This is a genomic window from Streptomyces sp. NBC_00887, assembly GCF_045207585.1.
Genome location: NZ_CP108788.1, coordinates 819,757 through 833,685, shown reverse-complemented (window position 1 = coordinate 833,685; position 13,929 = coordinate 819,757). Strand labels below are relative to the sequence as shown.

Annotated in this window: 4 protein-coding genes; all 4 read right to left on the bottom strand. The window is 73.3% G+C overall.

The annotated features are described in order from the left end of the window. Positions 1–2: 2 nt before the first annotated feature. From OG844_RS03775 to OG844_RS03760, 4 genes are read right to left on the bottom strand one after another with little or no spacing between them, the layout of a single operon-like run. On the bottom strand, positions 3–3,023 hold the full coding sequence (locus tag OG844_RS03775) for a non-ribosomal peptide synthetase (RefSeq protein ID WP_406388073.1): 3,021 nt from the start codon (positions 3,021–3,023) through the stop codon (positions 3–5). Continuing rightward, positions 3,020–4,519, bottom strand: a complete 1,500-nt coding sequence (locus OG844_RS03770) for a class I adenylate-forming enzyme family protein (RefSeq protein ID WP_406388072.1) — start codon at positions 4,517–4,519, stop codon at positions 3,020–3,022. Before OG844_RS03770 ends, OG844_RS03775 begins: the two co-directional genes overlap by 4 nt. Continuing rightward, positions 4,516–10,071 (bottom strand): amino acid adenylation domain-containing protein, encoded by a 5,556-nt coding sequence (locus OG844_RS03765; protein ID WP_406388070.1) that lies wholly within the window; start codon positions 10,069–10,071, stop codon positions 4,516–4,518. Before OG844_RS03765 ends, OG844_RS03770 begins: the two co-directional genes overlap by 4 nt. Next, a complete protein-coding gene (locus OG844_RS03760) occupies positions 10,068–13,331 on the bottom strand; it encodes an amino acid adenylation domain-containing protein (protein WP_406388069.1) in 3,264 nt (1,087 codons plus the stop codon). The genes OG844_RS03765 and OG844_RS03760 overlap by 4 nt, the downstream gene beginning before the upstream one ends. Positions 13,332–13,929 lie beyond the last annotated feature (598 nt).

The window sequence follows — 13,929 nt, the reverse complement described above, 5'->3', positions numbered from 1 at the left end:
GGCTACTCCTTGCACAGTGCGGTGACGGCGGCGGTGACGCCGTGCACGGTAGGGGTGTCGAAGAAGACGTCGAGAGGGACGTCCACGCCGAGGTTCTGATGGATGCGGGCGGCGATGGCGGTGATGGTCAGGGAATGGCCGCCGAGGTCGAAGAGGTCCTCGTCGGGCCCGAGGTCGTCCAAGGCCAGGACCTCGCGCCAGATGGCGAGCACCGCACCGGTGGTGGGGTCGAGTTCGCCGTCCGTGGCGCCGGCGGCCGCGGGCCCGCTCCGGTCCGGGACCGGCTCCGGGAGCGCGGACCGGTCCAGCTTGCCGTTGGGCGTCAGCGGGAAGGCGTCGAGCACCGTGTACGTGCCCGGCACCGCGGCGGCGGGGAGCGTCGCGGACAGGTGGGCGTGCAGCTCCTGCGCGGTGGGTGCCGGGCCGGCGGGAACGACATAGGCACTCAGCCGGCGGTCGCCGTCCGTGCCGTGCACCGCGGCTGCGGCCTGGGCCACCGAGGGATGCGAGGCCAGCCTCGCCTCGATCTCGCCCAGCTCGATCCGGTGGCCGCGCAGTTTGACCTGGGTGTCACAGCGGCCGAGGTGGACGAGACCGCCGACGGGAAGGCGCCGGACGACGTCGCCGGTGCGGTAGATGCGCGATCCCGGCGGGCCGTACGGGTCCGGGAGAAAACGCGCGGCCGTCAGGCCCGGGCGGTGCCGGTAGCCGTGGGCCAGCCCCGCGCCGCCGAGGAAGAGCTCACCCGCAAGTCCGTACGGGACGGGGCGCAGCCGCTCGTCGAGGACGTAGGCGCGGGTGTTGGCGAGCGGTTCGCCGATGAGGACGTGTCCGTCGTCGGCCACGGCGGGTTCCGCGAGGGAGGACCAGATGGTCGTCTCGGTCGGGCCGTACACGTTCACGAGCCGCTTGCTCACCGCGGCCAGGTCCGTGGCGAGGGACGGGGGCAGCGCCTCCCCGCCCGTGAGCGCCGTGAGCCCGGCCGCCGCGCCGGTGAGGCCGGCGTCGAGGAGCAGCCGCCATCCGCTGGGAGTGGCCTGGACGTGGGTGATCCCCTCGCCCCGGACGAGGCCGAGGAGCGCGGGGCCGTCGCGGTGACCACCCTCGGGTACGAGGACGACGCGTCCTCCGGTGATCAGGGGCAGAAGCAGTTCGACGGCGGAGATGTCGAAGGACAGCGAGGTGAGTCCGAGCCAGCGGTCCTCGGGGCCGGAGCCCAGGTGGTCGCGCAGCGCGCCCAGGACGTTGGCGAGCGCGGAGTGGGGCACCTCCACCCCCTTGGGGCGCCCGGTGGACCCGGAGGTGTAGAGCACGTAGGCGGGCTGGGACGGCGTCGGGCCCGGGGGCAGGGCCGGGGTGTCCGTGCCCTCGGGTGCGAGATCGGCCGGTACGAGGTCGCCGGGGCTGTCGGGGTGCGCGGTGATCCGGAGCGCGAGACGGGAGTCGGACCGGATGAAGGCCAGCCGCTCGGCCGGGTAATCGGGGTCGAGGGGCAGATAGGCGGCCCCGCAGGCCATGGTGGCGAGGACGGCGACCAGCTGGTCGCGCCCGCGGGGCAGGCCGATACCGATGAGCGTGCCCGGGCCCGCGCCGCGGCGGTGCAGCGCGATGGCCGCGTGCGCGACGAGACCGGAGAGCTCGCGGTAGGTCAGGGCTTCCTCACCGCAGACGACGGCGACCGTGTCGGGGTGTGCGGCGACCGCACGGGCGAAGAGCTCCGGCACGGTGCACCGGGCGAGTTCGGGCCGGGGGGCCGGTGCGGCGAGCTGGTCCGACCGTTCCCGGGACGTCAGCAGGGGCAGGTCGCCGACCGGGGTGCCGGGGTCGGCCAGTACGCCGTCGAGGAGATTCCTCCAGTGTCCGGCGATGCTCCGTGCCGATTCTGCGGTGAGGGCGTCGGCCCGGTACTGCAGGCTCGCGTCGATCTCGGATCCGGAGTCGACGAGCTGGAGGTGGAGCAGGTTGCGCGCGGTGCCGCAGAAGCCGGTCCAGTGGACCTTGGCGCGCACCCCGTCGCCGAAGGCGGGCGGCTCCCCGGCGGGGCGCCGCCGGTAACTGAGGGAGAGGGGGGTGAGCGCGGTGCGCGGGGTCAGACCGCGCACGGAGCGGCCCAGTGGAACGGCCCGGTGCCGGTACAGGGCGCGCAGTTCGGCGCGGACGGTCTGGGACCAGGCTGCGAACGGCGCTTCTGGGGCCGCGGTGCTGAAGAGAGGCAGCTCGTTGACGGCCAGCCCCACGCCGACCGCCTCGCCGCGCGGGCGCAGCGACAGTTCGACAGCCGTGACCGGGGCGGGGTCGCCGTAACGGGCGAGCAGCGCGTGCCAGGACGCGGTGAGGAGTTCGAAGCGGGTCAGCCCGAGCCGGCGCGCCGTGGTGTCCACGAGGCCGGTCCGCCCGGGTCCCAGGTTCAGCGAGATCTCGGCGCCCGGCGCGGGAGCGGTGCCGGGGATGCGCGAGGGTGCGAGGCCGGGCAGCACGGGCGCGGCCGGCTCGCGCCAACGAGCGGCCCAGTACGCCTCCGCGCCCGCGAGGGCGTCGGAGGAGGGCTCCACCGCCGGCCGCGGGGCGACCGGAGCGAGCGGACCTCTGCGGTAGGCGTTGGCCAGGTCGCTGACCAGCCGGTCCTTGGACTCGCCGTCGAAGACGAGGTGATGGACGGTCAGAACCAGGACGTGCCGCACCGGGGACAGCCGGAAGAGGACGAAGCGGTACAGCGGCCCGCGGGCGAGGTCGAAGGGAACGGACCGCTCCTGGGCGAGGAGGGGGTCCAGTTGACCGGGGGAGCAGTCGACCACGCGCGGACGTGACTGTTCCGTGCCGGCTCGTGGAGCACCGTCGGCACCGAACACCGTGGTGAGGGCCGGGTGTCGGGCCGCGACGGCGGAGCAGGCCCGGACCATGCCGTCGGCGTCGACGGGGCCGTGGAGGTCCACGGTCACGGTGAGGTGGTAGGCGGCGGCGGTGTCCAGGGTGCGCTCGGTGAGCCAGACGCCGTGCTGGGCGGGACTGAGGATCGCGTTCACAGGGTGGCCTCGGAGTGGTCTTGGGCGAGGAGCCGGCGCAGGTCGCGTTTGAGGACCTTGCCGGCCTCGTTACGGGGCAGCGCGTCGCGGAACAGCACGGTGGCGGGGAGTTCGTGGACGGCCAGGTGATCGAGCAGGAACGTCCGCAGGGCGGCCGCCGTCAGACCGGCGTCGGACACGACCACGGCGGCGACGACGCTGCCGAGCACAGGGTGCGGAACCCCGACGGCGGCGGCGTCGCGCACCTGCGGATGGGAGTGCAGGGCGTTCTCGATCTGGAGGGTGGAGACCTTGTGGGCGCCCGACTTGACGACGTCCCGCTCCCGGTCGAGCAGGTGCAGGAAGCCGTCCTCGTCGATGCGGCCGAGGTCGCCCATGCGTACCCAGCGTCCCTGGAAGACCTCACCGTCCCTCTCGCCCATGTACGCCCGTGGAGCCGCGGGAGATCGCAGCCACAGCTCGCCCGGGTCGCCCGCCGGGACCGGGAGGCCTTCGGGGGTGGTCACGCGCAGATCGGCCAGGGAGGCGGGCCGGCCGGGGGAGGTGGGACGGGCCGGATCGAACAGCAGGGTGATCTGCGCGGGCGCGGCTTCGGTGGAGGTGTAGTAGTTGACGATCTGGGCCTTCGGGAAGGCCCGGCCGAGCCCGAGCGCGACCGGCTGGGGAAGAGCGGCGGCCGTGGATCCGACCAGGCGCACACCGTCGAGCGTGCCCGCGGCGGTGGCGTCCGCGAGGGCCGGTGACGCCAGCAGTTCGATCGCCATGGCGGGGACGAGGAAGACGCTCCCGACGTCGTGTTCGGACAGCAGCCGGAGGAAGCGGGCCGGGGTGAACTGCGGAGCGGTGACACACGTGGCGTGCGCGTTGAGCGCGTTGACCAGCATGGTCTGTCCGGCGTTCGTGCCGACAGGGAAGGCGTGCAGGAAGGCGGAGGAGTGGCGCAGCGGCCGGCGGCGCTCGTCCAGCGTGCAGCCATGAGCCAGGTTGGCGTGGCGGGCACCGACGGCCTTGGGGGTTCCGGTGGTGCCGGAGGTGTAGAGGATCTGGGCAAGGCCGTCGGGTGCGGGGTCGGGCAGGTCCGGCGCGGTGGGGTGGCCGGCGGAGTCGGATTCGGTCAACACGGTTGTTCCGGGCGGGATTCCGGCCGGGAGATCCTGCCCGCCGTGCAGTACGAAACGGGCACCCGCATCGGCGAGAACGTACTCCGTGGCGGCGGGCGCGGACCGGTCGGACAGCGGGACCGCCACGCCGCCGGCGCGCAGCACCGCGAGGAACGCGACGGCGAACTCCGTCCACCGGCCCGTGCCGTGGTGCAGCACGACACGGTCCCCGGGCCGCAGTCCGGCGGAGCGCAGTGCGGAGGCGTACGCACCCGAACGGGCTTGCCAGGATGCGAAGTCGAGCCGTTCGCGGCCGGTGACGAGGGCCGTGCGGTCGCCGTGCGCGGCGGCACGGTGGGCGAGCAGGGCGGGCAGGGTGGCGACTGTGTCCGTCACGTCCGGCTCTCCTTCACACGGCGGGCGGCGGCGATGCGGGCACGCTCGCGCAGGCCGACCAGGTCGTCGGGCTCGGCCTCGGGGACGTCCCGGTCGAAGCGGGCCAGCACGGGAAGGCGCAGGCCGAGCGCGACCATGCCGAGCATGGCGCACCCGAACAGGACGTACATCAGGGCGATGCCGCGCCCGGGGCCGGTGCCTATCAGGGGACCGAAGACGGGGGCGAGCGCCCCTCCGCGCTCCATCAGCGGTCCCAGCAGCGAGGAGCCCAGCGGCGCGATGACGCCGTGGCCCAACGGCAGGGTGGACCAGGCGACCAGCGTGTTCAGGGCGAAGACGCGGCCGTGGAAGCGCTGCGGCACCTTGACCTGGACGATCGTGGAGTAGACGCCGTTGACGAGGGACAGGGCGAAGGACATGCCGAACGCCCCGGCGGCGATCACCCAGAGGCTGGCGTGCAGCCCGGTGACGGCTCCGGCCAGGGCCAGGAGCGCCGCGAGGCCGAGCATGCCCCGCAGCCGGTGCCGGCGCGGGCCGCCCCAGAAGCCCATGACGATCCCTCCCAGGATCGCTCCTGCGCCGCCCGCGACGGCGACCCGCGCCGCGCCCTGGAGGTCGTCGAAGGCGAGGACCAGCGGGGTGATGAGCAGGAAGAGGGGCGAGAGGAAGATGTTGAGGCCCGCGAACCACAGGAGCATGGCCCGGAAACCCCGGTTGCGCCATGAATGGGTGAAGCCGTGCCGGATCTCGGACACGAGGGACTCGCGACGCGTCCACGGCAGCGTCCGGGGGAACTTCACCGCGAGCAGGACGCCGATGGCCAGCACGTAACTGATCACGTCGATGACGAGGATGCCGCCGAGACCGATCGCCGCCATGAGCGCCACAGCCACCAGTGGCACCACGAACTGCGCTGTTCCGAAAGCGAGTTGAACGATCCCGTTCGCGTGGCCGAGGTACTGCTTGGGCACGAGCTGGGGGACCGCGGACGCGTAGGCGAGCCGTTGGAACGTCAGGGCGACGGAGAGTACGCCGAGCAGGACGTACACCTCCCAGGAATGAAGGTTTCCGGTGAGGAGCAGAGCGAGGAGACCGGCCTGGGTGGTGCAGGCGGCGATGTCGCCGGCGAGGAGCACCGTGCGCCGGTTCATCCGGTCGACGAGGGCTCCCGCGAGAGGGCCGACGAGGATGCCCGGAACCATGGCCACGACCGCGTACAGCGCGTACCGGGTGAGGGAGCCGGTGTTCAGGAGGATCCAGATCGGGAGGGCGAACTCGGTCAGTGCCGAGCCGGTGATCGAGAAGAGCTGCCCGACCGCGACCAGGAGGAACCGGCGCATGCTGGGTTCGGGCCCGGCGGCGGACTCCGTTCCCTCGTGGGGTGGAGCAGAGGGCTGTTCGTCAGCCTGTGTGCCGTCGTCCGCGGCGATGGGGCCGGTGTCCCCGTGGAACCACCACGAGTGGAGCGGATCGCGGGCGGGGAGCTCGTCGGTCAGCCCGTCGCGGACCGCGAGGTGCACGGTGGTGACGGCGTCGGCGACCTCGACGGCCCGGTACTTGAGGAAGAAGTGACCGCCCTGGTCGAGGACGGCGACGGCGGAGCGTTCGGCGAGCAGCAGCCACTCGCGGTAGCGCTCCTGGTAGAAGTCGGCGGCCGGGTCCTGGTCGCCGATCAGGCAGACGAGCGGGGCGCGCAGCCGCGGGGCGCCGGAGGCGACGTCGGCGATGGCGCGGGTGAAGTAGTCCTCGGCGGCCTGCGTGTCACGGCGCATGTTGCCGATGATGAAGGCGGCCTGCTCCTTGTCGAGGTCGGAGGTGTTCACGCCGAGCCCGATGAGCCAGTTCGCGTACACCCGGTCGCCGAGCAGGGGTTCGAGGGAGGCGACGCGGCTGAGTGCGTTGAGAACACGGCTGCGCGGCCGGGCGAACGGGAACTGGGCCCCGGCGTAGACGGCCTCCAGGGGATGGCCGGTCGCCTCCAGCAGCCGGGACACGGCGATCGCCAGCGCCGTACCGACGGCGCAGTGGCCATAGACGACGACGGGTCCCTCCGTCCGTTCCCGCACCTCGCCCGCGATGCGTTCGGCGAGTTCGTCGAACGGCACGGACTCCTCGGTGACGCCGACGTCGTGGCCCGGCACGGCGACGGCCCACAGTTCGACGTCGGGGGGCAGCGCGTCGGCGACGGGCTGGTAGACGACGGGGCTGCCGCCGCCGTAGGGGACGCAGACGAAGGTGCGGGTACGGCGGGCCGCGGACACCGGCGGGGTGAGCCGGTGCAGCAGTGGCCGCGGGGTGTCGTCGTGCTCGTCCCTTGCGGCGACGGCGGCCAGGTCGCGGATCGTACGGTGGGTGAAGAGGTCCATGACGCTGACGGGCTGCGCGCCCGCCTCGGCGAGCCGGCCGCGTGCCCTGGCGACGACCTGCGTGGCGAGGAGCGAATGGCCACCGAGGTCGAAGAAGTCCTCGTCCGTGCCGACTTCCGTCAGGCCGAGCACCTCGCTCCAGATCTCGGCGAGCAGGAGCTCGGTCGGGGTGGCCGGCCGGGTGGCGCCGGTCGCGCGCCGCATCTGGGGAGCGGGCAGGGCACGGCGGTCGAGCTTCCCGTTGGGGGTGAGCGGCAGGGAGGGGACGACGGCCACCACGGCGGGGACCTGATGGTCGGGCAGCAGCCTCTTGAGCGCGGTGCGGAGCCGTGCGGGGTCGGGCTGGTCTGGGCCGGTGGCGGCCACGACGTACCCGACGAGACGCTTGTCGCCGGGCCGGTCCTCGCGCAGGACGACGGCGGCGTCCGCGACACCGGGCTGGGCGCGCAGCGCGGCCTCGGTCTCGCCCGGCTCGATCCGCAGCCCGCGCAGCTTGATCTGCTGGTCGATGCGGCCGAGGTGCTGGAGGGCGCCGTCCGGTCGGCGGCGGGCCAGGTCGCCGGTGCGGTAGAGACGGGAGCCCGGCGGGCCGTACGGGTCGGGCACGAACCGGGCTGCGGTCAGGCCCGGCCGGCGGTGGTAGCCGAGGGCGACCGCGGTGCCGCCGATGTGCAGTTCGCCGGGGGCGCCGGGCGGTACGGGACGCAGAGCGGCGTCCAGTACGTACAGCCTGGTGTTGTCGATCGGGAGCCCGATCGGCACCGTCTCCAGAGGGCCCGCGCACTCCCACGAGGAGACGTCGACGGCGGCCTCCGTGGGCCCGTACAGATTGGCGACGGAGCAGTGCGGCAGCCGGCCGGTCAGCTCGCGGGCGGCGTCGGGCGGCAGGGCCTCCCCGCTGCTGATCACGCGGCGCAGCGCCGTACACCGCTCGATGTCCTCCTCGGCGAGGAAGACCGTCAGCATGGCGGGGACGAAGTGGGCGACGGTGACGCCGGCGGAGGCGATGAGGTCGCGCAGATAGCCGCTGTCCTTCTGGCCGCCGGGCTTGGCGAGGACGATGCGCGCGCCGGTGGCCAGGGGCCAGAAGAACTCCCAGACCGATACGTCGAAGCCGACGGGGGTCTTCTGCAGGACGGCGTCGTCCGGCCCCAGGCGGTAGGCGTCCTGCATCCACTGGATGCGGTTGGCGATCGCCCGGTGGGTGTTCGGGACGCCCTTCGGGCGGCCGGTGGATCCGGAGGTGTAGATGAGGTACGCGGTGTCGTCGGGGCCGGGTCCCGCCGGTCCGCGGCGCGATCTGGGCGGCTCCGCGGGGTCGTCCAGCAGCATGACCTGCGCGGTGCAGCCGTGCGGGGTGGGCAGTCCGCGCTGGGTGAGAAGGACGGGCGCGTCGCTGTCGGCGAGGAGGAAGGCGAGGCGTTCGGCGGGGTAGCCGGGTTCCAGCGGGGTGTATCCCGCACCGGTGCGCAGGATGCCCAGCAGACCGGCGACGAGTTCGGGTGAGCGTTCGGAGCAGATGGCCACGAGACTGCCCGGGCCGACCCCCTCGGCGGCCAGGCGGGCGGCGATCCGGTCGGCCTGTGCGTCGAGCTGCCGGTAGGTGAGGGCCGCCCTGCCTTCCACGGCCACGGCGACCGCGTCGGGAGTCCGGGCGATCTGCTCGGCGACGAGGGCGGTGAGGGTGGTGGGCGCACGGTCCAGCGCGGTGTCGTTGAACCGGCGCGTCTCGAAGTCGTGTTCGTCGGGGGTGCGTCCGGCGAGGGCGGACAGCGGGGACTCCGGGGCCGCTGCGACGGCTTGGAGGAGCCTGCCGAGGTGGTCGGCGAGGCGTGAGATGTCGGCAACCTCGAAGAGGTCGGTGTTGAAGTTGAAGGACCCGTGCAGCCCGTCGGGCCACTCCTGGAGGAAGAGTTCGAGATCGAAACGGGTACCGCTGGCCCGCACCCCGAACGGTTCGGCCGTCACGGGACCGTCCGATCCGGCGTCGCGCTGGGTGGCGTAGTTCTGTACGGCCAGGACGGCCTGGAAGACGGGTGGCCGCGACACGTCCCGGGGGACCTTGAGCTCGCTGACCAGCTGTGCGAACGGCAGGTCCTGGTGGGCGTAGGCGTCGAGGCAGGTCTCGCGGGTGCGGCGCAGGAACTCGGAGAACGGGGGGTCGCCCTGCAGGCGGGCCGGAAGGGCGATGACGTTCACGAACATGCCGACCAGAGGCTCGAGTTCCGGTTCGGGGCGTCCGGCGACGGGGGAGCCTACGGCGAAGTCGCTCTGACCGCTGTAGCGGGCCAGGAGAATCTGGAAGGCGGCCAGGAGCACCATGTGGACGGTCGCGTCGTGCCGGCGCCCGAGCAGCGTGAGCCGTTCCAGGAGAGCGCGGTCGACGGAGAACGCGTGCCCGGCGCCCTCGAACGTCTGACGGGGCGGGCGGGGGCGCGAGAAGGCGAGTTCCAGCGGCTCGATCCCGGCGAGCTCGCGGGTCCAGTGGGCGACCTCGGCAGCGAGCCGCTCGCCGCTGAGCTGCTCGCGCTGCCACAGGGCGAAGTCACCGTACTGGACGACGAGTTCGGGAAGCGGATCCGGATCCCCCGAGACGTGTGCGGCATGACCGCGCAGCACTTCACCCAGCAGGACCTCGCTGGACCAGCCGTCACTGACGCTGTGATGGACCACCAGGAGCAGCACGTGGTCGTCGTCGGCGAGCCGGATGAGGAGCGCTCGCAGCAGCGGCCCCTCCTCCAGGTCGAAGGGCACGGCCGACGCCTCGTCGACGAGGCGTTCGGCCTCGGACAGGCAGGCGGCTTCGGCGTGGGTGAGAGCGGCCGGCCCGGGCGGATCGATGACCAGCCGGGGGCGCCCGTCGTCGGTGGCCGGGTACCGCGAGCGCAGCGTCTCGTGGCGGGCCACGCTCGCGTCCAGGGCGGCGCGCAGAGCGCCGATGTCCAGCGGGCCGCGGAGCCTGCGGACCACCGGGATGTTGTACGCGGCGGTTCCCGGAGCGAACTGCTCCATGAACCAGAGCCGTTCCTGGGCGAACGACAGCGGGACGGGCGTGCCGGGATCCCGGCGGGGCACGGTCGCGCGGGCAACGGTCCGCGAGGCCAGCCGGCGGCGCAGCAGCTCCTTCTTGGCGGCCGAGAGACGGGTCGCGGCGGGTTCTGCCGGATTGGTTGTGTCGGCGCTCATGAGACGGGCCGGCTTCCTTCCAGTGCGTCCTGCGCGGCGAGGAGCTCTTCGGCCGCCGTGTCCGACAGGGCGTCGATCTCGGCGGTCAGGGCCGCTTCCACGGCCTCGGCGAAGGCCGCGACCGTGCGGTGGGTGAACAGGGTGCGCAGAGGGACGGCGAGGTCGACGGCGGCGCGGATACGGGCGACGACCCGGGTGGCCAGGAGCGAGTGGCCGCCCAGGTCGAAGAAGTCGTCGTCGGCGCCGACGGGTCCGGTGCCGAGCACCTCCCGCCAGACGTCGGCCACGAGTTCCTCCGCCTCGGTCCGGGGCGGTACATGCACGGCGCGTACGGGCGAGACGGCCCCCGGATCCGGCAGGGCCGCCCGGTCCACCTTGCCGTTCGGGGTGAGGGGCAGTCGGTCGAGCACGACCCAGGCGTCGGGGACGAGATGCGGCGGCAGCACCGTGGACAGCTCCGCGCGCAGCCGCGCCGGATCCGGCGCGGGCGCTCCCGGCGCCGCTACGACGTGGGCGACCAGCCGGTCCTGGCGGGCGGACACCACGGCCTCGGCGACACCGGGCAGGGCGCCGAGCGCGGACTCGACCTCGCCGGGCTCGATCCGGAATCCGCGCACCTTCACCTGGCCGTCCAGGCGGCCGAGGAACTCCAGTTGCCCGTCGGCGCGACGGCGGACCCGGTCACCCGTGCGGTAGCGGCGGGCCCCGGGAGGCCCGTCCGGGTCGGGCACGAAGGAACGGGCGGTGGCGCCGGGGCGCCCCAGATACCCGTCGCCGACACCGGCCCCGCCGATCACCAGCTCACCGGGCGTGCCGGGCGGCACGGGCGTGCCGTGCCGGTCCAGCACGGCGACGGTCGTCCCGCCGATGGGCCGGCCGATGGGTGGCCGTCGCAGCTCGTCGGCCGTGCCGAGGTCCGCCGTGGTGGCGATGACCGTGGTCTCCGTCGGGCCGTAGGAGTTCACCAGCCGTACGGTGTCGCCGAAACGGCCCCGCCAGACGGCGACCGCCTCCGCGCGCGCCTGGTCGGCGCCCAGGATCAGCAGGCGCAGCGAGTGGGGCCACGGGGTTTCGTCCAGGTCGGCGACGAGGTGGTGCCAGTAGGGCGTCGGAAGGTCCAGGACGGTGACACCGGCCGCGTACGGTTCGGCCAGCTGGTCGGAGAGGGCGGCCCCGGGCCGGGCCGTGACGAGGACCGCACCCGACGCCAGTGCCGGGAAGATCTCCTCGGCGCTGGTGTCGAAGGAGAGCGAGGCGCTGTGCAGGACGCGGTCCGCCTCGCCGAGGCCGTAACCCTCGCGCATCCACGCGACACGTGCCGCGAGTGCGCGGTGCGGTACGAGAACGCCCTTGGGCGTGCCGGTGGAGCCCGAGGTGTAGATGACGTACGCGGGGTCGTCCGGGCCCGCCTCGCTGTCGGGTCCGGGGAGAGTCCCGGGGGCGTCCTCGGAGCCGGTCGGCGGGGTGACGGACAGGACCGGGAGGTCGACGGTGAGACCCGCGACCGGCTTGCCGTCAGGCGTCAGCAGGAGGGCGGCCCCGCTGTCACGGAGCATGAAGTCGAGCCGTGCGGCGGGGTATTGCGGGTCCAGCGGGAGATACCCGGCGCCGATGCGCCAGGCGGCGAGCATCGCCACCACCGCCTGCGGACCCCGGGGCAGACAGAGCGCGACGAGGTCCCCCCGGCGGACGCCGGCTGCCAGGAGCCGGGCAGCCAGGGCGCGGGAGGAGTCGGCGAGTTCACCGCGCGTGAGGCTTTCGTCGGGACCGATGACCGCCGCTGCGCCGGGGACGAGCGCCGCCCGGTCGATCGCGGCGAGGACCGTCGGGGGGTGTGCCGGAAGAGCGGGCCCCGCGGTCTCGTTCCGCTGTACCGCCAGTTCGTGCCCGTCGAGCACGGGCAGCAGCCGTACGGGCGTGTCCGGCGCCTCCAGGGCGGCGCGCAGCAGGACCTCGAAGCGGGCGGCGATCAGGGCGGTCTGCGTCGCGTCGAGGAGATCGGTCCGGTAGCCGAAGACGGCGTGCAGATCGTCGCCGTCCGGGCGGACGTCCAGGCCGAGTTCGAACTTGGCGGCGGTGTGGCCGCCGTCGCCCTCGGCGCACACGAGGTCGGCGAAGGGGTGCTCGCCGAGAGCGCCGCCGCTCTGCGTGTGCACGGTGAGGAGCGTCTGGAAGACAGGCGTGCGGCCGGTGTCACGGTCCTGCCGCAGCTCCTCGGTGAGCCGTTCGAAAGGTACGCGGCCGTGCGTCAGGGCGCGGAGCCAGTCGCCGCGGATCCGCCGCAGGACGGCGTCGAAGGACGGATCGCCGGCGAAGTCCGCGCGCAGGACCAGGGTGGAGGAGAAGTAGCCTACGGTCCGCTCGCTGTCGACCGTGGTCCGTGCCGCGGTGGGCACCCCCACACAGAAGTCGTCCTGGCCGGTGCAGCGGTGGAGGAGAGCCTGATAGGCGGCGGCGATCACCATGAACGGGGTGAGGCGCCGTGAACGGGCGAAGGACTCCACCACAGCGCCCAGACCGCCCAGCACCCGGGTGTGGTAGGCGCCGCCGCTGCCCGGGACCTCGGGGCGGGGGTGCTCGAGGGGAAGCGCCAACGGTGTGGCGCCACTGAGCAGCTCACGCCAGTGGTCGAGGGCCGAGGTGGCCTCGGGCCCGTCCAGCCACGCGCGCTCCGCGGCCGCGTGAGCCAGATAGGACGGCGGCTCCGCCAGCTCCGCCGTACCACCCACGCGGTGGGCGGAGTAGTGCGCGGCGAGTTCGGAACGCAGGAGGCCGAGGGACCAGCCGTCGGCGACGATGTGGTGGACCACGAGGCAGAACGTGTATGCGCTCTCCCCGGTACGGAGCAGCGCGGCCCGCAGCAACGGCCCCTCGGCCAGATCGAACGGGCGATTGGTGAACTCGCCGATGCACGAGGCGATGTCCGTATCGGGACGGCCCCGCAGATCGCGGGTGTCGAGCGGTACGGGAGACGGCGGATCGACGACGACGTACGGACGTCCGTCGACGGCGGGGAACCGGCTGCGCAGCGCCTCGTGCCGACCGGTCGCCGCGTCCAGGGCCGCGCCCAGGGCCGACGGCGAGAGCGGTCCCGTGAACCGGAGCACCAGCGGAATGTTGTAGGCCGCGTCCCCCGGTTCGAACTGGTCCAGGAACCACAGACGCTCCTGCCCGACGGAGAGCACGGCCGCGGCGTGACCCCTCGCCGGTCCGGGTTCGCTCGCCGGCGCGGAATGAGGCTGCTGATCGGGTACGGGCATGACGCTCCTGGGGGGCCGGGCTGTGGGGTCGGCCCGAACTGGCTTGAACCGCATACGTGTTTTCCGCATGCGAAGGGTGATGCGCTGGGAGGGGAGGACACCTGCCCTGATGGGCTGTCGTGATGCCGCAGATGCTAGAGAGAGATCGATCCGTGGGTCAATGGTCTGGACCAAAGTGTTGGCTCCGAGGTGGATGCCGAGCGTGCATCGGCCCAGGAAGAACGCGATGACCGCACTCACGGGCGGCGGTTCGGCGCGATGGGCGAGTGGCCCCCGCGTCTCTCACGACAAGGCGGGCGGGGCGGGCTGGAACCGGCGGCGGGTCGGGGGTGTGCGTCGGTCGTTCGGGAGTTCCCGCTCCGGACGCGCCGCGGTGCCGAGCCGAGGGGCAATCGGCTGAAACCCGCCCCGCGGCGGGGTGCGGACAGAGCCTCGTAGTTGCGCTTTTCCGGACATCTCCCGAGGGCGGTCCTCCCTCCCGTGCTGGTTCGGTGCTGTCCGGCCGAGTGACAGCCACGGCCGGGTGAACAGGACAGCGAGGCGCCACGTATGGAGGAGAGGGCACTGAATCCCACGCTCCCGGCGTCGATGACGTCGT